Genomic DNA, 20,412 nt, shown 5'->3' with positions numbered 1-20,412 from the left:
TAATTTAAAAAAAGTCGTTTAATATATTTTCAACAAAGAAAAGAATCAAACGACTTATTAGTGTTTTGTAAATGTTATTTTATTCTTCTTCGTCTTTAGCTACTACTGCTTTTTTAGGTGCTGCTTTTTTCTCTACTTTAGCTGCATCTTTACTAGCTTTAGCTGCTTCCTTGTCTGCTTTTTCTGCTTTACGTTCGTTTAATCCTGCTGATACAGCATCAATTACGTGCGTTAAGATTTTGTCAATTGATTTTGAAGCATCATCATTTGCTGGTATTACGTAATCTACTTGACGTGGATCAGAGTTAGTATCTACCATTGCAAAAATTGGAATGTTTAATTTTTGAGCTTCTTTAATCGCGATATGCTCACGTTTAATATCAACAACAAATAAAGCACCAGGTAAACGAGTCATGTCTACGATAGAACCTAAGTTTTTCTCTAACTTAGCTCTTAAACGATCAACTTGTAAACGTTCTTTTTTAGATAACGTTAAAAACGTACCGTCTTTCTTCATTCTATCAATAGTAGCCATCTTTTTGATTGCTTTACGGATAGTAATAAAGTTAGTTAGCATTCCACCAGGCCATCTTTCAGTAATGAAAGGCATGTTAATGCTACCTGCTTTTTCTGCTACGATATCTTTTGCTTGCTTTTTTGTTGCAACAAATAAAATCTTACGACCTGAAGCTGCAATTTTTGCTAATGCATCTCCAGCTTCTTCGATTTTAGCTGCTGTTTTATATAGGTTGATTATATGGATACCGTTACGCTCCATATAAACGTAAGGTGCCATATTTGGATCCCACTTACGTGTAAGGTGACCGAAATGTACACCTGCTTCAAGTAATTCTTTTACTTCTACTGCCATTTTGTAATAGTTTACGTTCTGTTGAATTAGCAATAATTAAGTGGTCATTTATAAATAAATTCGCCTTAATTATTTAGATGCTAGACTAAATCCTGTGTATTTTGTTTTTAAAGACACTAGGACAACAATAACTGTGTTTATACTGATTTTACATCAGTACCTTTTAATTTAGTTTGAATATGAACAAAAATCTGTAAAACAAATTTTGTACATGATTCTGGATATTAACGTTTAGAGAATTGGAATTTCTTACGCGCTTTTTTCTGTCCGAATTTTTTACGCTCAACCATTCTTGGGTCTCTTGTCATTAATCCTTCAGGTTTCAATACTAATCTGTTTTCTGGATCGATTTCGCACATTGCACGAGAGATCGCTAAACGGATAGCTTCTGCTTGACCTGTAATACCACCACCAAATACGTTTACTTTAATATCAAATACACCTTCATTCTCTGTTAAAGCTAATGGTTGGTTTACTTTGTATTGTAAAGTTGCAGTATCGAAGTAGTCTTTAATGTCTTTTTTGTTAATCGTAATATTACCTTTTCCTTCAGATAGGTAAACACGAGCAACTGCGGTCTTACGACGACCAATTTTGTGAATTACTTCCATTACTTGAATTCGTTTAAGTTAATTACTGTTGGCTTTTGCGCTTCATGAGCATGAGCTGTACCAACAACAACATTTAAATTACGGAATAATGCTGCACCTAATTTGTTTTTAGGTAACATTCCTTTTACTGATTTTTCTACTAACCTTGCTGGATCTTTTCCGAACATTTCTGTAGCAGTTAAACTTCTTTGTCCACCTGGGTAACCTGTGTGACGAATGTACGTTTTGTCATTCCACTTGTTTCCTGATAAGTTGATTTTTTCTGCATTGATAACAATTACGTTATCTCCACAATCAACGTGCGGTGTGAAGCTAGGCTTGTGCTTTCCTCTAATTAGTTTTGCAACTTTAGAAGACAAACGCCCTAATGTTTGACCTTCTGCATCTACTAAAACCCACTGCTTATCTACAGTAGCTTTGTTTGCTGAAATCGTTTTGTAGCTTATTGTGTCCACGTTATTAATTATTTTTTATTAAACATTCCTCTCTCAAAAAGAGTTTGCAAATTTACGATTATATATTTGATTACCAAATAGTGATGCAACTTTTATTTAATAAGTCTGTTGATATCTTTTGGGCAATCTTAAACTGTTGATACTATATTATGTAAAGTTGCTAATCTTTATATTGGTATAAGCTAACAACGTTTTTGAAAGGTGTTTTATTTTTACGTTTTAATTTTATTTGATCTCTAAACGTCTACCTTTTGTAAATAATTCGAAAATTATTATCGCATACACTACTAAATACTCGGCGCCAATGATCCATAAATTCTCTGTGTTATCTGCGTTGGCGTAGGCCAAATAACTTATAATAACTATAAAGCTCCAAACTATTGCGTATTTATAATTTGTAAATACGGATAGTAATAAAATAGACGCGATGTACCAGGGGTGAACTGTAGTACTTAGTAGTAAGTATATTGTAAAAGCAATTAGCATACTTTTTACTAAGGTACTAAATACTTGGTTTTTTCTAAATAGTGCAAGGCACCAGATAGATGTAAATATTATGACAGGTAATATTTTACCTATTATGGCTATTTGATTATAGCCTGTTATAAAATAACCAACTTCTCTTGCTAAATAATAGAGGCTTGCGTTAAACTCGAAATTACCAAACCATAACCCTACAGTTTTAGAATAGTTATTTATAAACGTCATTGAGAAAAACGGTGCAAATAACAAAAGTGTTGCTGTCCCTATTATTAAATAAAAGCTAATTAGTTTTTTAAAATCTATTTTAGCGTGATTTTCTTTAAGTCTAAACCATTTTACAAATAATGGTAAAAATAGTAACGGGACTAATTTTGTCGAAATAGATAACGCAAAGACAACTGCAGCCCATTGCCATTTGTTTTTATGTAATAAGTATAAACTTAGTATTAAGAAGAATAACATTACACCTTCAAAATGTAAATTCCCTGTTAGTTCTATTATTATAAATGGGTTTAAGATGTACCAGAATATTTTATGTTGGGATAGTCCGAGTCTTTTTAATAGCTTGGCACCAAAATAAAGGGTTCCGATATCTGCTGCTATTATTATAAGTCTTAATCCTATTACTGATCCTAATATATTTGATGAAGAGAATAGATTGGCTACAATAAAAAGTAGTTGGTTTATGGGAGGATAGTTGGAGTAGTGGCTGGCGTTAAGCTCTTGCATGCCTACTACTAGTTGTTGCGCTTGGCTTATTGGATACTCTCCTAATGCTATAAAATTTGCAGGTGTATGCAAGTAAGGATTAAATCCTTGCAATATCATACGTCCGTCCCAAATAAAACGGTAAAAATCTTGTGATAGATTAGGTATGGCTATCAAAAATACTAATCTACTTATTATTGCAATGCCAACTAAAAGGCTAAAGTTGTCTTTATTGTTGTTTACTATTTTAAGGAATAATCCAAATAATACAATATAAATGGAGATTAGATTGGTGTGGTCTGTTCTAGCTAAATCATAAGCAAATACACCGTACAGGCAAAAACTAGCTAGTATTAGCAGTAGTGTTAATTTGTTAGTTTTTAAAAAGAATGTATTAAGCATGATGCGTCCTGCGTTAGCGGTTGAAATGGCATCCTTTTTTGCGATATTGTAAAACAAGTCTTTGCTATTTACCAAGGGTTTGCTTTATAAAACAGTTTTACATGAAAGCAAAACTGTATCGCAGAAAAGATATAATGGAAGACGCGACCCTTGTGGTAACGCCCAAAATATTAGGCTTTAGAGGTTAGTGATTTGAAAAACACAAATCCAAATCCTATGGTTAACATTAAGTGAAAAGGGAATAAACCAAAGTCTCCACCTTTATCTCCAACCACAAAAGCACTGTACATACCAAACGCAAAGTATAGCATTAATGCACCTTCAAAAATAACATTAATAGATATGTTTTTACGTAAATATTTATTGCCTTTCCAACTGTCTTTTATTGTACTAATATTAAATTTTGGAGTACGTACAAACTCACTACGCTTACCAATATGACCTTCTAATACTGCAATAGAGTTGTGTAAAGAAAAGCCCATTGCTATGGAGAAAAAGGTAAAAAATAGTGCGATATATTTTAAAAAGTCTTTAAAAGTATTACCATGACTTTGCTTGTACATAACCCAATAACATACAAAAAAGATAATTGTACTAACCACAAAAAAGCTCATCACATAAAAGTATGGTCTTAGGTGTGCATATTCGTTTTTAATGTATAACATCGGGATACTTAAAATACCAACTATTAGTACGTTTAAAAACATAGTACTATTTAATAAGTGTAATAACCCGTGAAGTTTAGTTTTAGCTGAAATGTTTTTACTTTTAACGACGCGTCCAAACATTTTTTGGAAGTTTTCTGCACCACCTTTGTTCCATCTAAACTGTTGTGATCTTGCTGCGCTAATTACCACAGGAAGTTCTGCAGGTGTCTCTACATCTTCTAAGTACTTGAATTTCCAGTTTTTAAGCTGCGCTCTGTAACTTAAATCTAAATCCTCTGTCAATGTATCACCTTCCCAATTACCAGCATCTAAGACGCAGGTTTTACGCCATACACCAGCGGTACCGTTAAAGTTTATAAAATGTCCTTTACTGCTACGTCCAACTTGCTCTAAAGTAAAGTGTGCGTCTAAAGCAAAGGCTTGTATTTTTGTTAGTGTGGAATAGTCTCTGTTAATGTGTCCCCAGCGTGTTTGAACCACACCAATTTCTGGATCTTTAAAAAACGGAATGGTTTTTTTAAGCCAATTTGGTTCTGGTAAAAAATCGGCATCAAAAATAGCAATGTATTCTCCTTTTGCTATTTCTAAACCTTCTTTTAAAGCACCTGCTTTAAAACCTTGTCTGTTGGTTCTAGTAATATGGACAATGTCTAATCCTTGTGCTTTTAATTGGTCTACATGTGCTTTTGTAGTGGCAACGGTCTCATCTGTAGAGTCGTCTAAAACTTGTATCTCTAATTTGTCTTTTGGATAGTCCATTAAGGCTATGTTGTCCAATAGACGATCCATAACATACAACTCGTTATAAACGGGAAGTTGAATAGTTACTAGTGGAATTTCTTCCGAGTTATTAAAGTTGAATTTTGGTCCGTTTTCTTCTTTCTTTTTTGCTGCTAGGTAATTAAACAAAAGGTTTAATTGTGCCAAGGCATACATAAAGATAAGAACTAGCGCAATGCTATAAATAATAATGGTAATGGTTTCGAGAATCACTTTTTAAAACTGTATTTAAAAATCCACGTTAGTATTTTAACGCCAGCAAATATACTACCTTTTATTGTTCCTGAAACTTTTGAGACACCAATTCTATTTCTATAGTTTACAGGAACTTCTATATAGCTTAATTTTTGCTTTAACACTTTAAGTTGCATTTCTACTGTCCAGCCATAGGTTTTGTCTTCCATATTCAGCGCCAGTAGTTTATCATATTTAATGGCTCTGAAAGGACCTAAATCTGAAAATTTAGCACCAAAAAAAAGTGACATTAAAGTTGTTGCTAGCCAGTTGCCAAACACTTGTTGTGGCATCATGCTACCTTCCTCTCTCAAGTTTTTGACACGTGCTCCAATAACAAAGTCCATGTTTTGATCTATAATAGGTGCTACAATTTTGGTTAACTCTTCAGGGAAATCACTATAATCTCCATCTAAAAACACCACAATATCAGGTTTACTATCTTGTTTAGCGATATAATCCATACCTTTTAAACAGGCGTAACCATAACCTTTATTATTTTCTTGTAACACAGTTGCACCTGCGTTTTTAGCATTAGCCTCTGTTAAATCTGTCGAGTTGTTGCTAACCACAATCACCTCGTCCACTATAGAAGGTATATCTTTAATTACATGTGCAATCGAGTCTTGCTCGTTATAGGCAGGAATGATGACTTTTATTTTGGTCATTTAAGGTCGCTTAATTTATTTTCTTTTTTGAAGGACTTTAAATCGGTCCATTCTTTTATTTTTTGTCCTGCTTTGTATTTTACAGCAGATATCAACGCTTCGTTTTTATACATTAGACAATACCCGTTTTTTTGATTGTCTTTGAGTTGGCATTTATGATTTATTTTTTCGTTGTCATCATAAAACAACCACCATTTTACCTTTTTATCGGTTAGATAATGGCCTTCCTTTTCTTTTTTACCGCTTTCGCGGAAATATTGCCAGTAGCCAACTTTTAGGTTTTGGTTAAAGCTTCCAAATTTAGATATTACTGCGTTGTTATGATAGAATTTCCAGAATTTATTTTTTAAACCATTAAGATAATTCCCTTCGCTTTTGCTTTTAGTATTGTCGTGATATGTTTTCCAATAGCCCGTTTTAGTGCCATTTATATAACGTCCTTGACTTTTTAAATTGGTGTTTTTATGGTATGTTTTCCAATAACCATTAGCGTTATTATTGGTGTAATTACCTTCTTTTTCTAAGGTGTTACTTTCAAAATAGTACTTCCAATACTCGGTTTTTAAATCAGATGCAAAACGTCCTTTTGCTTTTACTATGTTGTTATCATGATAAAATATCCAGAAATCTGTTTTTAGATTATTTTTGTAATTTCCTTTTTTTTCAACATTTCCGTTTGGATAATAATAGATCCAAAAATCGGTTTTGTTATTGTCAATAGTCCATCCTTTGGATTGTATGTTGCCATTATCAAAGTATGTGGTGACATAGGTTTTTTCCGCGTAAGCGCCAACGCTTAAAACTAAAAACAGATATACTATAAAGGGTTTCATGATTAAAAATGGACGTTTATTTTTTGTTTACAAAATCCATTAAGTCTACATCGTTACCAAGTAATACTTCTGTTGGGTTTATACGTCCTTCCATTGAGTCGTTTTCTAATTTTAAAACTCCTCTTGGGCAAACCGCACTACAAACACCACATCCAACACAACTAGAACGCACTATGTTTTCTCCTTTTTGTGCGTATGCACGAACATCAATTCCCATCTCGCAACTGTTAGAACAGTTACCACAAGAGATACATTGTCCTCCGTTAGTTGTTATTCTAAATTTAGAAAACATACGTTGCTGAAATCCTAATATAGCTGCCATTGGACATCCAAATCGGCACCAAGAACGACTTCCTAATATTGGATAAAAACCAGTACCTATTACTCCAGAAAAGATAGACCCTATGTAAATACCGTAAGTAGATCTTAAAGCAGTTCCTTTAACAAAAAACAGTTGCTCTGTAGTAGATGTAAAATGCATGAATAATAATAATGCAATTACAACAGCATAACCAATAGCTCCAGCTTTTGCATCTTTACCAAGCTCTTTACCTCTAAAGTACATTACTGCAGCAAAAATGATAGTTAAAAATACTATTACTGATGTAATAAAAACATCACGTGTTAACCAAAAGTTATTACTGTCTTTACCTAAATAGCTATATACCATAGCAGTGGTCATAACTACAGAAAACACTAAAACCGTATGTATTAACCAACGCTCTAACTTCCAAGCAGAAAGTTTTTTTGATGATAATTGTCTAAAACTATCTCCCGCAGTTTCTGCCAATCCACCACATCCACAAACCCATGAGCAATACCAACGTTTTCCGTATTTGTATGTTAAAATAGGGGTTATTAAAAAGGTAGATACAATACCAAATATTATTAAGGCTAAACCAAGATTACCATTAGATAAAAAGCCTTTAACAGACCACTCGTCAAAAAGATAATAGTTAAGTGGCCAAACACTTTTTAGATCGTAATATGGTAAGTCATTATTCATGACATACATAAATTCTGGAATCAAAAAGGCAAACCCTAATTGAAAAAACATAACAGACATGGTACGTATTTGTTGGTAACGGTTGTGTCTATATTTTAATATAAACTTATAACCAAAAGCAAGTATTGCAATAGTATATAATGATCCGTACACAAACCATTGGCTAGCATTACGTCCACTTAATAAATTACTTAAAGGGTCAAATAAACCAACCAAACCAGTATTTGGAGCGCCATCTTTGGCTAATCCTAAATATTGTGGGTAAAAGTATAATACAATATAAAAGCTAGTTAATATTATACCTAAAGCCCAGCCCCAAAAACCTCTGGAGGAAATGGATTTAAACCAGGTACCGTCGTTTTTTATTCCTTCTAATTTTGTTAAATAGGCTTCTCTAGAATAAACTACAATACCTACTGAAATTAGTCCGATAGCTAAGGTTAAAAATAATGCGGTATTAGGTAGATTTACATTAAATAAAGCTAGCGCTAGTATTAATAATCCAACAAGTCCAATACCTAAAGCAAACTTTTGTTTTGTTGATATATGAAACGCATCAGGAGATGCTAATGACATACTATGGTTTAATTTATTACTCATATCTGGAAAGGTTAGGCTGTTTGCATTTGGTTATTGTAAGTCTCTAAAATTTGATTTTCAAAATGTTTGTAAAATTCTGGATCAAAATTGGCTTCTTTTAAGTGATTGATAACATAATCAACGTCACGTTGTTCTGTCAGCCATGTGTCAAACGTTTCATGACGCATTCGGATTCCAAAAGTATTAATACCTAAAAACGCTTTAGTGTCTTTGTTGTAGGCTACGGTTATACATTTGGTGTCGTCTTCATGTTTCCAATGGAAGTGTTTTTCGTATTCTGGACGTCCACGCTCTCCAAATACCCAACCGTAGGTTTGGTATTCGATGTCTAAAAATTTAGCACTATTAAACCAATGTCCTGGTTTGTATTGTAGTTTATTACCGCATAATGTTTGGGCTAAAGTTTCGCCCATCATACGTCCTGTATACCAAACGGCTTCAATTGGACGTCTGTTTCCAATTGCTTCGTGTTGCTCTGCACAATCACCAATGGCATACACGTCTTTAACGTTGGTCTCTAAGTAACGGTTAACTAAAATCCCTCTATTAATTTCGATTTTTGAGTCTTTTAAAAACGAAACATTAGGCGATACACCTGCTGTTAATCCAACAAAGTTACATTCTAGCTCTTCTCCAGTTTCTTCAATTATAATAGATTTGATATTTCCGTTTCCGTCCGATTTAATTTCTTTTAAATTGGTGCTTAATCTTAAATCTATATGATGGTTTTTAATATGTCTGTTAATCATTTGACTTTCGCCTTCAGGCAACACGCCATTCCAAAAACTAGATTCTCTAACTAAAAAAGTGACCGGTATGTTTCTTGAGTTAAACATTTCTGCCATTTCAATACCAATTAATCCACCACCAACAATTACTGCACGTTTGCAAGCTTTATTATCCGGAGCGATTTGTTCCATACTATCCAAATCTTGTTTGCTATATAAACCTTGCGCACCATTTAAATCTTGACCTGGCCAACCAAATTTGTTAGGTTTACTACCTGTGGCAATAATTAATTTATCATAAACTAAAGTGTCTCCTTCGGCAAATAATAAGGTTTTGTTATCTGTGTCAATACTATTTACGTATCCTTTTTTTAGCTCAATTCGGTTTTTCTCCCAAAACCAATTCTCGTAAGGTTGCGTGTGTTCAAACTTCATGTGTCCCATGTATACATACATTAAGGCGGTTCTTGAGAAAAAATAATCCGTTTCGGCAGAAACAATTGTTATTTTTTTGTCCGATAATTTTCTGACGTGTCTTGCTAGAGTAACTCCAGAAATCCCGTTTCCTATAATGACGATGTGTTCCATAAATTTAGTTTGTTAGATAGTCTGTCGGTTTTAAAGTTAAAAACTTAATTGGATTTTTAGTTTAGAATCTTTTTAAATAACAAAAAGTGTGTAAGGTTCTAATTAAAAATAAGACGAGAATTTTATTTATTATTTTTGAAAGTTTAACACAAATGTTAAGACTTAAAGTATGTTGTAAGTAATTAAAACTTGATAAATCATGAAAAATAACCTAATAATATTACTAGTATTCTGCGGACTGTTTTCCGCGAAAGCGCAAACGCTTGACGACTTTTTTACACAAACAGATGCCTTTTTAAAAGCACACGTGGCTAAAGGTAAAGTAGATTACAAAGCGGTAAAGGAAAACTCAGAAACTTTAACCTCTATTTTAACAATTGCTAACAAGGTGTCTGTAACAAAAACAGATGCTAAAAACTACCAAGCCTTTTGGATTAATGCCTATAACTTATCCGTTATAAAAGGGATTGTGGATAATTATCCAATAGCATCACCTTTAGATAAATCTGGTTTTTTTGATAAAACTACATACAGTTTGGCTGGTAAAAAGGTGACTTTAAATACTATAGAAAATGAGTTGTTAAGAGCTAATTTTAAGGATGCTAGATTTCATTTTGTGCTAGTTTGTGGCGCTATTGGTTGTCCGCCTTTAATTGCAGAAGCTTATATGCCAAAAACTTTGGAAGCGCAGTTGCAACAACAAACCAAATTGGCTTTAAATGGTGATTATTTTATTAAGGTTAATGATAAAAAAGAAACCGTAGCAGGTTCTGAAATAATGAAATGGTATAACGAAGATTTTGTGCAAAATGGAATGACCGAAATTCAATTTATAAATAAATACAGAACTAATAAAATACCTGAAAATTATAAGCTGACCTATTTTACGTATAACTGGAAATTAAATAAACAATAATAAAATAACGCTTTCGCGGAAATTAAAACACACACACACACAAAACATGAGAAAATTAACCATTGTATTACTTGCTTTATCAACAACCTTTGCAGGTTTTAGTCAAGAAGATCAAACTGAAACAACTAGTAACATCCAAACCTATACACCATCTAAACTATTAAGTAAAGGGCAATGGGATATTAAGTTTTTTAATAATCTATACACTCAAAACGAAAGTACGTTTACATCTGGTACAGAAGCTAGAGAGACTTATTTTACATCCACAGTTGATGTGTTTACAGGACTTAGCGATAGCAACCGTTTTAATGTTGGTTTATTATTAGAATTTAGATCTAATGTTATTGGAGATCGTGATGCTTTAGACGTTTTTAAATTTGATGGAGAGACAAATACTGCACGTTCTGGATTTACATCTTTTGCGCCTGCAATTAAGTTTAACCCGATTAAAAGTGTAAGTAATTTTACCATTCAAACCGCATTTCATATTCCTTTGGTAGATAACGAAAGTGAAAATGGGGTGTTTTTAGATCAAAAAGGATTTACATTTCAAAACCGTTTTTTCTATGATTATAATTTTAACTCTAAATGGCAATTATTTACGGAGCTTAATACAGAGTATCACTTTGGTAAAAAGGAAGAGAGTTTTGCTAATAACAGTTTAAGTTTAACACCAGGTTTGTTTTTAAGTTATTTCCCGAGTTCTAAATTTACTGTTTTAGGATTAGTGCAACATTCACAACGTATTGATACTGGTAACGATTTTGAACAAGATTTTACAGCAGTTGGTGGTGGTGCAAAGTATCAAATTAGTGACGTTTTAAATATCGAAACGTTATACACAACATTTGTAAGAGGTAATAACACAGGGTTAGGGCAATCTTTTAATATTGGTTTAAGAGCTTTATTCTAGAATAGTCATAAAATAATATGTCAAATATATCCTGCTGAAAAGCGGGATTTATTTATATTTAGTCAAAAAAAATGCGAATTAATCCACTATTACTTCTAATTGTGTTACTTCAGTCTTGTACGGCTCAGGTAAAAAAAATTAATGGCGTAAGTTACGTCGCACATAGAGATAGTATTACTCAAAAAAACATAGCACCTTTACTAAATATAAATGCTAATTATGCGGCCATAATGCCTTTTGCTATGATTAAAGACTTGGCACATCCAGTAGTTAATTATGATAAGGAAAGACAATGGTTTGGAGAAACCCTTACAGGCGGTAAGCAATACATTAATACGTTAAAAAAGAACAATATTAATGCCATGCTTAAACCACAAATATGGGTATGGAAAGGTGAGTTTACTGGGTTTTTAGAAATGACAACCGAAGCCGATTGGCTAACGTTTGAAACCACGTATTCAAAATTTATTTTAGCTTTTGCTCAAGTAGCAGAAGATACCAATACTGAGATTTTTTGCATTGGTACAGAGTTAGAAAAATTTGTTGCTGCTAGACCAGAATATTGGTCTAAGTTAATTAAAGATATTCGCGCCATTTATAAAGGTAAATTAACCTACGCTGCCAATTGGAATGAGTTTGAAAAAACACCATTTTGGGATCAGTTAGATTATATTGGTGTCGATGCCTATTTTCCGGTTAGCGATAGTAAAACACCAACAATAGAAGAGTGTTTAAAAGGTTGGGCTAAGCATAAAGAAACACTCAAAACGTTTTCTGAAAAGTATAATAAACCTATTTTGTTTACAGAGTTTGGATACCGCAGTATAGATTATTCTGGTAAAGCACCTTGGACTGTAGACCGTGTAGAAAGTAAGGTAAATCTGGACGCTCAAGTTAATACCACAAAAGCGTTATTTAAAACCTTTTGGAACGAAGATTGGTTTGCAGGTGGTTTTGTGTGGAAATGGTTTATTAACCACGATAAAGTTGGAGGGCTGGAAAACAACCGTTTTACACCGCAAAATAAGCCCGCAGAAACTGTAATTAAAGAACATTATAAAGTAAATTAAATGAAATATTTTCTGTTTTTATTAAGCCTACTAGCAACCATTGTAATGCACTCTCAAAACATTACAGATGTGAAAATTCAAGGTAATAAAAAACTGAAATCTAGTTTTGTAAAAAAAACAGCTATAGTAAAAGCAGGAGCAGTGTTAGACTCCATGCAACTAGAGGAAGATATTAAATTATTAAAACGTTTGCCATCCGTGTCTCATGCGTATTATCAAGTGTTTCCGTCGGAAAATGGCAATTATAATGTGTTTTATAATATTGAAGAAAACTTTACTATTATTCCTTCTTTTAATGTTTATACATCTAATGATGGCGAGTTTGCTTACCGTTTAGGTGTTTATGAATTTAATTTGTTAGGTCAAAATATGATTTTTGGAGGTTTTTATCAAAAGGATATTTTTAGTTCTTATGGTATTAATTTTAGAGCACCTTTTTTGTTTAGTCGTCGGTTTGGTTTGGCGGTAAATCATCAAGATTTACAAACGTTAGAACCTGTCTTTTTTGATAATACAACATCAGATTATAAGTATAGAAATAAGTCTTTTGAAGTTTTGGGTTTATATCAACCTAATTTTAATAACCGTTTTGAATTTGGAATTAATTATTTTTTAGAAGAATATCAATACATGTCAGGAGCTACAAGTCTTAGTGTGCCTCAGGAATTAAGTGTCAAAAAATTATTATACAAGGGTATTTACGAATATAACAACCTAGATTATAATTATCAATACGTATCTGGTTTTAAGAGCCAGTTAAATTTGCAATATGTGACGTCTACTAGTGATGACTTACCCGAGTTTTTAATTGGTTGGAACGATTTTAATTACTACAAAAGAGTAGGGCAGAAAGGGAATTGGGCGACACGAATGCGTGTTGGTTTTTCTAGTAATGATGACACACCATTTGCTCCGTTTTCAGTAGATAATAATTTAAATATTAGAGGCGTCGGTAATACCATTGATAGAGGTACAGGTGCTATTGTGGTTAATACAGAGTATAGACACACTTTATATGAAAAAGGTTGGTTTGCGTTGCAAGGTAATGCGTTTGTTGATGCAGGAAGCTGGCGTAATCCAGGAGGTGATTTTGGCGATTTTAGTGACGCTGATAACTTTAGGGTTTTTCCTGGTGTTGGTTTGCGCTTTATACACAAATCTATATTTAATGCTATTTTTAGAATAGATTATGGCTACGGAGTCTCAGAAAAAGATGGTCAAGGTTTAGTCTTTGGTATTGGACAATATTTCTAGCAAATATGTTTTTTGTAGTAATGATGCAAGTCTTCCGCAGAAGCGCCAAACCATTTTTTGACATATATTACCCAAAAGTGATATTGTAGTTTCCAAATTCCATGTTTCTCGTAGCGTCTTGCAGAGGTTTTAAGTTTGTGGTTGATAACTACAAATTCATTACGTTTATACAACTCGTTAATCAAAATATTGTCTTCGTAGATTGTATATGTTTCGTTAAAACCACCAATATCATTAAATAATGCTTTGGTAATAAATTGACTTTGATCACCACCGCGACTAGCTCTCCATGAAAACTTAGTTAACCAACTAGCCAAGCGTAACCACCAATGTTTACTATCAAATTGTAACCTGAAACAACCTGCGTTATTTCCTTTTTTAATTTCTTCTAAAATTAAATGATCATATCTGTTTGGTGGAAAAGAGTCGGCATGTAAAAAATAAAGAATGTCTCCTTTTGAAGCTTTGGCACCTATATTCATTTGTTTTGCACGTCCTTTTTCAGAATGCAACACTTTAATGTTTAAACCTAATGTATTGATAATTGAAACGGTATTGTCCGTGCTTCCACCATCAACAACAATAATCTCTTGAATGGTGTTTAATGAGGCATTATCAATTAAATGATATAAGAGCTCAGTAATGTGTTCAGCTTCGTTTAAAACCGGGATAATAATGCTTATCATGCTTTATTTACGTAAGTTTTATTAGATTGGTTTTAATCATTTAAGTCCCAGTTGTAATCTTTATAGCTAATTTTAGCTTTCGCTGAAATGGTTACGTCTGTATACTTGTTTAAAAAGTCAATCAAACTGCCATTTTGCTCAAAATCTTTATCAAACCATTTAAATATTTTTGATAATTTCAAACTGTTTTCTTTGATCTCGTTACGTTTAGTATCGCTTAAAAACTGTTTAGTTGCAGCAGTTAATTGTGTTTCTAAACTTGAAGCTGTAAATGCAGTATTTTGTAATTTAGGACAAGAATAAGAGGCGCAAACAATCGCGAAGTGAATACGAGGTTCGTCCATTTTACGCAAAATTTCATGCTCAATGTCTTCTAAACTATACCATTTGTCTCCTAGTTCCCAAAGTTTTTGGCCCCAAGGGTCTTTAATGTCTTTAATGCTTTTTACAGGATAATTTTTTATAATTAAATCTATTGTTAATGCATTGTATGCATTAATCCAATAGGCTAGTTTTTCGTTTTTAGACCAATTTGATTTAGGCGTATTATGCGCTAACTCATCAATATAAACGACTAGTGTTGTTTTGTCGGTTTTAAATTCTTGATAGTTTACATTCCCAGATGCTGATACATATTGTTGTAATAGTGTATTCCATCTTTTATGGCTGAATGTTGAGCTTTCAATCTGCTTAGGTGGTTTTGGAGGCAGGGGAAGTACTTTTGTTTTACTTGTTGCAACTTCTTTATGATCTTCAAATACAATAGTATTAGTATCTGTTTTGATTTCAGCGACAGCTTTTTCTTGTAAAACAGCTGATTCTTGGATTGGTTTTGTGGTGTCTTGAGTAATTTTTTTTGCATTACAACAAGAACTAAACAGGACAATTAAAATTAATACGATGCTATTTTTCATTTTTTTAAAGGATATAATTCTTGACTAATAAAATCTTTTGGAAACGTTTCGTCACCTTCAAAACCTAACTCGATATCACGACCATCATGCGGAATGTAATTGGTTTTAAAAATATAATCCCAAATACTTAACGTGATCCCAAAATTTACTCCATAAGTTATGTTTTTTGGTAAGTGTTTTACATGATGCCAAATGTGCATTTTTGGATTGTTAAATACATATTTTAAAGCCCCATAATCCCAACCTAAATTGGCATGATTTAAGTGTCCAACAGTGATCGCGAAAAAATGCACTATCGCAACATGTTGTGCATCAAATCCACCAATAATGGCAATAGGAATGTATAGCATGGATTTATATAAAATAGGTTCCATCCAGTGGTAGCGTAAATGTGCTGCAAATCCCATTTCTTTAACACTGTGGTGTACTTTATGGAAGTTCCATAAAAACTCAAAACGATGTAATAAATTATGTGTAATCCATTGTGTAAAGTCAGAGATTATAAAAAATATAAACAAGCCTAACCATAATGGTAAATTGTCAACATCAAACAGCTGAAAGTTAGAAATGGATAAACCAACAACACCTAAAATATCATCAAAAAAACCAGCAGCAGTATTAGATAATGCGATCAAAATGATAAGATTAAGCAAAAAGAAATTAAAGAACATATAAAACGTGTCTAACCAAAAATCTTTACGGAAAATAGATTGGTTTTTACGCCAAGGAAACACAATCTCTAAACCCCAAACTACTAACGATATTATGATTAACCCATAAAAATAGTTGTCCCAGTTATTTGGGAATATAATTTGGTGTTTTAGATAGTTCCAATAGCCAAAATAGGCGTTTTTTATAATGTCTATATATTTTTCCATAGCTGGCTAAATTAGCCTTTTAGTTACTTTTTTGATGTAACTAAAGTTACATCGTGTTATAGTGTTTCTATTAAACCTTTAAATAACGTAATCATATCTGGTTCTGCTTGATTAGCCATTGCAATAATTTCGCTAATATCTACCGGTTTTAGATTACTTGGGTCGCATTCATCTGTTAAAACTGACACAGCAGCTACTTTTAAATTTAAATGATTAGCAACAATTACTTCTGGAACAGTACTCATCCCAACAGCATCGCTACCAATAATTTTTAACATTCTGTATTCTGCTCTAGTTTCTAATTGCGGTCCAACAACGCTAGTGTATACACCTTCGTGTAATGTGATGTTGTTTGCTTTAGCAATTGCTTTAAATTTTTTGTTTATTTCTAAATCGTAAGGCGCACTCATGTCAACAAAACGTTCGCCTAATTCTTGAACACCTTTAAAGGCTAAAGGAGAACTTCCTTGAAGGTTAATATGATCGTCAATTAACATCAATTCACCTTTCTTAAAGTTTAAATTAATGGCTCCAGAGGCGTTAGAAACTAATAATGTTTTAATCCCTAGTTTTTCCATAACTCGAACAGGGTAAGTCACGTCTTCCAAACTGTAACCTTCATAAATATGAAAGCGACCTTGCATAACAATTACTTTTTTACCTGCTAGATTTCCGAAAATTAATTTCCCTTTATGAAACTCGACAGTCGCTGTCGGAAAATTAGGAATATGATTATAACTTACTTCTTCTATAATCTCAATTTCGTCTGTTAATTTACCTAATCCAGTACCTAAAATAATACCAACTTCAGGATTGTTAAAACCTTTTTCTTGTAGGTATTCGACTGTTTTATTTATATGTTTTATCATGTTCTATTAATGCTTTAAGTGTGTGGTTATTTTCAATGTCTTCGTAAGTGTCAACATCATTTAGTTGTTCTAACAAAAATACGCTTTCATTTTTTAAATTTTTAATAGTGTCATCAAATACCGTTTCGGTTCCCCAATTTTTATTTTCAAACACGTCTTTATATAGTGTTTTCATGCCTAAAAGGTAATAACCGCCATCTTCAGCAGGACCAATAGTAACGTCGTTAGTGTCCAATGCATCAAACGCTTGTGTAATATGTTTGGGTTGTAAATCGTGTAAGTCACTACCAACAATGACAATTTTAGAATAACCAGCGTCAAAACCAGCTTTAAATGCATTTTGCATTCGGATACCTAAGTCGTCACCAAACTGTTGGTGTTTTTGATATATATTACTATCCCAAAGGTCGTTTTCTCTAATTTTAACCGAGTAGTATACAGCTTTGTCACTGTCTATGTTGCGTAAAACACTTTCAGTATGTTCTAGTAATTTTATATATATCGCTAAAGCGGAAGCTTCGCCGATGGTCTTGGCTAATCTTGTTTTTACTTTACCTAACTCTGGGTTTCTGGTAAAGGTTATTATTAGGTTTTTATGAGCCATTAGTTAGTGTTCTTTTTTGTAGGTTTTACTTCAAATACATGTTCTCCTTTTGTTAACCATTTACTCCACGCTTCATTAAAGGTGTGTACTTGTTCTGTTTCTTTTTCTTCGGAATCAACTACAATAAAATCGTTGTTTTTCCATTCGAAAATACCGCCATAAAGATTAAGTACGTTTGTGTAACCTTCGTCTTTTAGTTTTTTTGCAATCGTTTCTGATCGTATTCCAAGTGAGCAATAGACTACTATTTTTTCATCTTTGTTACTATATATATCGGTGACTGTTTTAATATCAAAAAAATCATAACCAACTAACATTGCATTTTTAATATGACTCACTTCAAACTCTTTAGGTTCTCGTGCATCTAGTATAACAGCGTCAGTTTTTGGCATTGCTAATTCTTGTACGGTAATATACGGGACGCTATTTTTGTTGTGTTTTTTTAATAACTCTTCCAGCGTGTCTTGTGCTATACTTTGTGCAGCAAAAAGACTTATAAATAAAAATAATACTGTTTTCATAGGGTTATAAATTAATTCCGAAACCTTGTAAACCACTTTCTATTGCTGGTAAAATTTCTGTGTTATCCCAAATTCCCGTAATAATGGTTCTTGCATATTCTTCTGGCAACAATCCATTTTTCATTAAACTATTGGTCAACTTATAATTATAGTCGAGGTTATGGTGTGTAAATTTCATTTCGCCATTAACATCTTCTAAAATAGCATACCATACTTGTGGTGTTCCATCATTAGCAGGCATACCAATAACACCTGGATTTAACCATAATTTTTGGTCTTGCTCATGGCTAAAAGGCAGACCGCAATGTCCAGCAATAATAACATCGCTATTGGTGGCTTCTAATGTTTTTGATTTAACAGACCAGTCTGTAGATTTAAACACAAATTCTGATACATTAAAGTAATCACCATGTACAACCGCTACTTTTTTGTTGGCATAGGTAAATGTTATATGATCAGGAATCGTTTTAAGATGTTCAATGGAGTTTTTACTCAGCTGACTTTGGGCAAATGGATACCATAGTTTTGAAAACCCATCACAACGTGAGCCTTCAGTAAAGTCGCAACCACAATCTTCTTCGCCTTCAATAAGTTGTATTTCTACATTACCTAAAACACTATTGGCTTTCCATAATTTAAATAGTTGGACTGTTTCTTCTGGTTGTGCGCAATAGCCAACAATATCTCCAGTACAAATGCAGTTTTCTGGTTTGATCTCTTCTTTTTCGGCAACAGCTTTAAGAGCTTCTAAAGCTTGTAAATTACTGTAAACGCCTCCAAAAAGAAGCACTTTACCAGATAATGTGCCAATATGTTTTATTGTTTTATCCATCTAGGAACGAAATATAAAATGTTACAACTAAAAATCCCCCAAGCATTTACCCAAAGTAAATCGGCATAACGCCCTTTAGTAAAAATTAATGCCTCAGGAAAAGCTTTAAATATTAATAAAAATCCAAAAAGTAAGCCACAACCCACACTTAAATAAAAACTTATTTTGGGTACTTTATAATTCCAGAATAAAAAGATTGGTGTTAAACCAATGACCATAGTTCCGGAAATGGTGGTTGCTGATAGGATTTCGGCATTAAAAAAGATTGGAATGGTCCCTAATAAGGCAATTGCAACCATTGCTAATCTTCCAAAAGAAAGGCTTTTGCCTAAGCCTAAATCCACAGCTAATAATTTTGAAAATGATGAAAAAGTGGAATCTAAGGTTGATGCTGCTGAGGTAATCATTATAAAATTAATGACTAACAATACCACCACACCAAATGCTTTTCCAACCTCAACTGCTGCTTGTCCTTTAAAACCTTGTGTTTGTGCGTAAACACCAATAATACTGAATAACACAATACAAATGGCGCCTAATAAACTAGCCCATAAAAAGCTTTTTCTAGTCACTTTAGGAGAACTTATAAAGGCTCTGTCGGTTAAAACGGGATCGTGAAAAGGGTAACTAAACGATTGGATTATAGCTGCAAAAAACAGATTTAAACCCAGTTCAAAACTCCAAGTTCCTGACGTTGCAATGTCTTTTGCTGTAAAATTTTCCACAGAAAAAATAGTATATAAAATAATGATTAGCAGTACAGAAAACAAGACCATCTGGATCACGTCCGTAAAAATAGAACTACTCAGGCCACCTTTAATAGCATAGCTTAGTGTTAGTAATGTAAATACAATTATGGCTGTGTAGTAGCTGGCACTTCCTGTTTCTCCAAAGTAAGAGCCAATAACCATGGTGTTACTCCAGACTTCATTAAACAATCTAATAATAATCAAAATAGTAAAAACAGCAACTGCTTTTTTACCAAATTTACTGGTTAAAAATTGATGGATGCTAGTGTAGCCACCTTTGGTGCGTAATTGATATATTAGTAATCCTGCAACTGCAAAACTTAAATAGTAACCAGCATAAGCGACTCCACCAACAATACCAAAGTCTAATCCTAAATTAGCCGCATTGGTAATGCTTTTTGCAAAAATCCAAGAAATAATAAGGCTTCCCGTTAGGACTAAAACGTTTGGTGATTTTTTATTGTGATTAGCTTTAAAAAACGACTCGGTAGTTTTAGCGTAAGGGGATAGTAAAAACAAGAGTAAACTTGATCCTACTACCAAAATCCATTGCCAAATTTCTGTGCTCATC

At 33.0% G+C, this 20,412-nt stretch carries 21 protein-coding genes; 4 read left to right on the top strand and 17 right to left on the bottom strand.

Features of this window, described 5'->3' with window-relative positions; genetic code table 11:
- Positions 1-79 precede the first annotated feature (79 nt).
- The 9 genes from rpsB to ACZ2G2_RS03755 form a co-directional block, all read right to left on the bottom strand.
- On the bottom strand, positions 80-871 hold the full coding sequence (gene rpsB / locus ACZ2G2_RS03795) for a 30S ribosomal protein S2 (protein ID WP_470394050.1): 792 nt from the start codon (positions 869-871) through the stop codon (positions 80-82).
- A gap of 224 nt (positions 872-1,095) precedes the next feature.
- On the bottom strand, positions 1,096-1,482 hold the full coding sequence (gene rpsI, locus ACZ2G2_RS03790) for a 30S ribosomal protein S9 (protein ID WP_090838045.1): 387 nt from the start codon (positions 1,480-1,482) through the stop codon (positions 1,096-1,098).
- Positions 1,482-1,937 carry a 50S ribosomal protein L13 gene (gene rplM / locus ACZ2G2_RS03785; RefSeq protein ID WP_090838043.1) on the bottom strand — a complete coding sequence of 152 codons (456 nt, stop codon included), beginning with the start codon at positions 1,935-1,937 and terminating at the stop codon, positions 1,482-1,484. The genes rpsI and rplM overlap by 1 nt, the downstream gene beginning before the upstream one ends.
- Before the next feature lie 225 nt (positions 1,938-2,162).
- Entirely contained in the window at positions 2,163-3,605 is a 1,443-nt protein-coding gene (gene mptB / locus ACZ2G2_RS03780) for a polyprenol phosphomannose-dependent alpha 1,6 mannosyltransferase MptB (RefSeq protein WP_470394048.1), read from the bottom strand.
- A gap of 95 nt (positions 3,606-3,700) precedes the next feature.
- On the bottom strand, positions 3,701-5,191 hold the full coding sequence (locus tag ACZ2G2_RS03775; protein WP_101204112.1) for a cellulose synthase family protein: 1,491 nt from the start codon (positions 5,189-5,191) through the stop codon (positions 3,701-3,703).
- The gene (locus ACZ2G2_RS03770) at positions 5,188-5,880 is read right to left on the bottom strand and encodes a glycosyltransferase family 2 protein (protein ID WP_470394046.1); all 693 of its coding nucleotides are present in this window, start codon (positions 5,878-5,880) and stop codon (positions 5,188-5,190) included. The genes ACZ2G2_RS03775 and ACZ2G2_RS03770 overlap by 4 nt, the downstream gene beginning before the upstream one ends.
- Positions 5,877-6,713, bottom strand: coding sequence for a toxin-antitoxin system YwqK family antitoxin (locus ACZ2G2_RS03765; protein WP_470394044.1), 837 nt, complete (start codon positions 6,711-6,713; stop codon positions 5,877-5,879). Before ACZ2G2_RS03765 ends, ACZ2G2_RS03770 begins: the two co-directional genes overlap by 4 nt.
- A gap of 16 nt (positions 6,714-6,729) precedes the next feature.
- Positions 6,730-8,319, bottom strand: coding sequence for a 4Fe-4S binding protein (locus ACZ2G2_RS03760; RefSeq protein WP_090838036.1), 1,590 nt, complete (start codon positions 8,317-8,319; stop codon positions 6,730-6,732).
- Between the two features lie 11 nt (positions 8,320-8,330).
- Positions 8,331-9,635: an NAD(P)/FAD-dependent oxidoreductase gene (locus ACZ2G2_RS03755; RefSeq protein WP_470394042.1), complete on the bottom strand. Its 1,305-nt coding sequence runs from the start codon at positions 9,633-9,635 to the stop codon at positions 8,331-8,333.
- Positions 9,636-9,834: 199 nt separating this feature from the next.
- Between ACZ2G2_RS03755 and ACZ2G2_RS03750 the strand changes: the two genes are divergently transcribed.
- From ACZ2G2_RS03750 to ACZ2G2_RS03735, 4 genes are all read left to right on the top strand, one after another.
- Complete coding sequence (locus tag ACZ2G2_RS03750) at positions 9,835-10,551, top strand: DUF547 domain-containing protein (protein WP_470394041.1); 717 nt, start codon at positions 9,835-9,837, stop codon at positions 10,549-10,551.
- A gap of 46 nt (positions 10,552-10,597) precedes the next feature.
- Positions 10,598-11,464: a transporter family protein gene (locus tag ACZ2G2_RS03745; protein WP_090838030.1), complete on the top strand. Its 867-nt coding sequence runs from the start codon at positions 10,598-10,600 to the stop codon at positions 11,462-11,464.
- Between the two features lie 71 nt (positions 11,465-11,535).
- The gene (locus ACZ2G2_RS03740; protein ID WP_090838028.1) at positions 11,536-12,534 is read left to right on the top strand and encodes a glycoside hydrolase family 113; all 999 of its coding nucleotides are present in this window, start codon (positions 11,536-11,538) and stop codon (positions 12,532-12,534) included.
- Positions 12,535-13,788 (top strand): POTRA domain-containing protein, encoded by a 1,254-nt coding sequence (locus ACZ2G2_RS03735; RefSeq protein WP_470394038.1) that lies wholly within the window; start codon positions 12,535-12,537, stop codon positions 13,786-13,788.
- On the opposite strand, the gene ACZ2G2_RS03730 is transcribed toward ACZ2G2_RS03735, so the two are convergent.
- Genes ACZ2G2_RS03730 through ACZ2G2_RS03695 form a run of 8 tightly spaced genes read right to left on the bottom strand, consistent with a single transcriptional unit; the run spans position 13,785 to position 20,411 of the window.
- Positions 13,785-14,474 (bottom strand): TIGR04283 family arsenosugar biosynthesis glycosyltransferase, encoded by a 690-nt coding sequence (locus tag ACZ2G2_RS03730; RefSeq protein ID WP_090838025.1) that lies wholly within the window; start codon positions 14,472-14,474, stop codon positions 13,785-13,787. The genes ACZ2G2_RS03735 and ACZ2G2_RS03730 overlap by 4 nt on opposite strands.
- Before the next feature lie 32 nt (positions 14,475-14,506).
- Positions 14,507-15,388, bottom strand: coding sequence for a DUF547 domain-containing protein (locus tag ACZ2G2_RS03725; RefSeq protein ID WP_470394037.1), 882 nt, complete (start codon positions 15,386-15,388; stop codon positions 14,507-14,509).
- Positions 15,385-16,266: a sterol desaturase family protein gene (locus ACZ2G2_RS03720; RefSeq protein WP_218701361.1), complete on the bottom strand. Its 882-nt coding sequence runs from the start codon at positions 16,264-16,266 to the stop codon at positions 15,385-15,387. The genes ACZ2G2_RS03725 and ACZ2G2_RS03720 overlap by 4 nt, the downstream gene beginning before the upstream one ends.
- A 56-nt stretch (positions 16,267-16,322) precedes the next feature.
- Positions 16,323-17,135: a purine-nucleoside phosphorylase gene (locus ACZ2G2_RS03715; RefSeq protein WP_470394036.1), complete on the bottom strand. Its 813-nt coding sequence runs from the start codon at positions 17,133-17,135 to the stop codon at positions 16,323-16,325.
- Positions 17,116-17,739 (bottom strand): TIGR04282 family arsenosugar biosynthesis glycosyltransferase, encoded by a 624-nt coding sequence (locus ACZ2G2_RS03710; RefSeq protein ID WP_470394035.1) that lies wholly within the window; start codon positions 17,737-17,739, stop codon positions 17,116-17,118. Before ACZ2G2_RS03710 ends, ACZ2G2_RS03715 begins: the two co-directional genes overlap by 20 nt.
- Positions 17,739-18,260, bottom strand: a complete 522-nt coding sequence (locus ACZ2G2_RS03705; protein ID WP_470394033.1) for a rhodanese-like domain-containing protein — start codon at positions 18,258-18,260, stop codon at positions 17,739-17,741. Before ACZ2G2_RS03705 ends, ACZ2G2_RS03710 begins: the two co-directional genes overlap by 1 nt.
- Before the next feature lie 4 nt (positions 18,261-18,264).
- Positions 18,265-19,092, bottom strand: a complete 828-nt coding sequence (locus ACZ2G2_RS03700) for a metallophosphoesterase family protein (RefSeq protein ID WP_101204100.1) — start codon at positions 19,090-19,092, stop codon at positions 18,265-18,267.
- A complete protein-coding gene (locus tag ACZ2G2_RS03695) occupies positions 19,077-20,411 on the bottom strand; it encodes a sodium:solute symporter (protein WP_470394032.1) in 1,335 nt (444 codons plus the stop codon). The genes ACZ2G2_RS03700 and ACZ2G2_RS03695 overlap by 16 nt, the downstream gene beginning before the upstream one ends.
- Position 20,412: the final 1 nt, after the last annotated feature.

The sequence above is a fragment of the Olleya sp. KKT75 genome (genome assembly GCF_055635485.1).
This window is presented reverse-complemented; position numbering and strand designations above follow the sequence as displayed.

Excerpts from the sequence above, each read along its gene's own strand:
- ACZ2G2_RS03750 (WP_470394041.1), top strand. The coding sequence starts at position 9,835 with ATGAAAAATAACCTAATAATATTACTAGTATTCTGCGGACTGTTTTCC.
- rpsI (WP_090838045.1), bottom strand. The coding sequence starts at position 1,482 with ATGGAAGTAATTCACAAAATTGGTCGTCGTAAGACCGCAGTTGCTCGT.
- ACZ2G2_RS03760 (WP_090838036.1), bottom strand. The coding sequence starts at position 8,319 with ATGAGTAATAAATTAAACCATAGTATGTCATTAGCATCTCCTGATGCG.
- ACZ2G2_RS03735 (WP_470394038.1), top strand. The coding sequence starts at position 12,535 with ATGAAATATTTTCTGTTTTTATTAAGCCTACTAGCAACCATTGTAATG.
- rpsB (WP_470394050.1), bottom strand. The coding sequence starts at position 871 with ATGGCAGTAGAAGTAAAAGAATTACTTGAAGCAGGTGTACATTTCGGT.
- ACZ2G2_RS03705 (WP_470394033.1), bottom strand. The coding sequence starts at position 18,260 with ATGAAAACAGTATTATTTTTATTTATAAGTCTTTTTGCTGCACAAAGT.
- ACZ2G2_RS03740 (WP_090838028.1), top strand. The coding sequence starts at position 11,536 with ATGCGAATTAATCCACTATTACTTCTAATTGTGTTACTTCAGTCTTGT.
- ACZ2G2_RS03730 (WP_090838025.1), bottom strand. The coding sequence starts at position 14,474 with ATGATAAGCATTATTATCCCGGTTTTAAACGAAGCTGAACACATTACT.
- ACZ2G2_RS03725 (WP_470394037.1), bottom strand. The coding sequence starts at position 15,388 with ATGAAAAATAGCATCGTATTAATTTTAATTGTCCTGTTTAGTTCTTGT.
- ACZ2G2_RS03715 (WP_470394036.1), bottom strand. The coding sequence starts at position 17,135 with ATGATAAAACATATAAATAAAACAGTCGAATACCTACAAGAAAAAGGT.
- ACZ2G2_RS03695 (WP_470394032.1), bottom strand. The coding sequence starts at position 20,411 with ATGAGCACAGAAATTTGGCAATGGATTTTGGTAGTAGGATCAAGTTTA.
- ACZ2G2_RS03710 (WP_470394035.1), bottom strand. The coding sequence starts at position 17,739 with ATGGCTCATAAAAACCTAATAATAACCTTTACCAGAAACCCAGAGTTA.
- ACZ2G2_RS03755 (WP_470394042.1), bottom strand. The coding sequence starts at position 9,635 with ATGGAACACATCGTCATTATAGGAAACGGGATTTCTGGAGTTACTCTA.
- ACZ2G2_RS03770 (WP_470394046.1), bottom strand. The coding sequence starts at position 5,880 with ATGACCAAAATAAAAGTCATCATTCCTGCCTATAACGAGCAAGACTCG.
- ACZ2G2_RS03700 (WP_101204100.1), bottom strand. The coding sequence starts at position 19,092 with ATGGATAAAACAATAAAACATATTGGCACATTATCTGGTAAAGTGCTT.
- ACZ2G2_RS03720 (WP_218701361.1), bottom strand. The coding sequence starts at position 16,266 with ATGGAAAAATATATAGACATTATAAAAAACGCCTATTTTGGCTATTGG.
- ACZ2G2_RS03745 (WP_090838030.1), top strand. The coding sequence starts at position 10,598 with ATGAGAAAATTAACCATTGTATTACTTGCTTTATCAACAACCTTTGCA.
- ACZ2G2_RS03765 (WP_470394044.1), bottom strand. The coding sequence starts at position 6,713 with ATGAAACCCTTTATAGTATATCTGTTTTTAGTTTTAAGCGTTGGCGCT.